Genomic DNA, 900 nt, shown 5'->3' with positions numbered 1-900 from the left:
TGAAGGACGGGCGGACGGTCGCGGTGGGGCTGGCGGCCAAGGACACTCCGACTTCGCAGATCGTGGCGTTGATGACGGGGCGGAATGTGGAGTATGTGTTCCCGCCGCGGCCGGGCAGGGGCGCTCATGAGGGGCGGCCGGATGTGCTGCGGGTGGAGAACCTGAGTGTGCCGGGCCGGGTGCGGGATGTGTCGTTCAGTATCCGGGCGGGGGAGATCCTCGGGTTGGCGGGGTTGGTCGGGTCGGGTCGCAGCGAGATCATCGAGGCGATCTACGGGGCGCGGCGGGCCAGTGGCCGGGTGGTGCTGGACGGGCAGGCGGTGCGGCCGGGGAGTACGACCCGGGCGGTGCGGATGGGTATGGGGCTGGCGCCTGAGGAGCGTAAAGCGCAGGCGTTGCTGCTGGATCATCCGGTGGCGCAGAACATCACGCTGGCGAGTTTGAGCCGGTATACCAGGCCGCGGTGGCTGGGCTGGCTGGATCGGCGGGCGGAGTTCGCTGAGGCCAAGCGGTTGTCGGAGGCGTTGGACATCCGGCCGCCGGATCCGCGGCGGGCGATCCGCACGTTGTCGGGTGGTAATCAGCAGAAGGCGGTGCTGGGGCGGTGGCTGGCCGAGGACCGCAAGTTGCTGCTGCTGGATGAGCCGACTCGTGGTGTGGATGTCGGGGCGCGGGCTGAGTTGTATGCGCTGGTGCGCAAGCTGGCCGATGACGGTATCGGGGTGCTGCTGGTGTCCAGTGAGGTGCCCGAGGTGCTGGGCCTGGCCGATCGTGTGCTGGTCGTTCGTGAGGGCCGGGTCGTCCATGAGGCGCCGGCCGAGGACCTGGACGAGCACCGGGTGCTCGATCTGGTGATGGTCTCGCAGGAGACCCCCGATTCCGATTCCGATTCCGGGTCTG

Annotated in this window: 1 protein-coding gene; it reads left to right on the top strand. The window is 69.1% G+C overall.

Translation table 11 applies throughout. From position 1 onward, the window contains the following. Positions 1–900, top strand: a 900-nt coding sequence (locus tag HHX41_RS39435) for an ATP-binding cassette domain-containing protein (protein WP_182910014.1), incomplete at both ends; no start/stop codon positions are given.

Origin of the sequence: Microbispora sp. H13382 (assembly GCF_014161445.1) — a bacterium.
Lineage (GTDB): Bacteria > Actinomycetota > Actinomycetes > Streptosporangiales > Streptosporangiaceae > Microbispora.
This window is presented reverse-complemented; position numbering and strand designations above follow the sequence as displayed.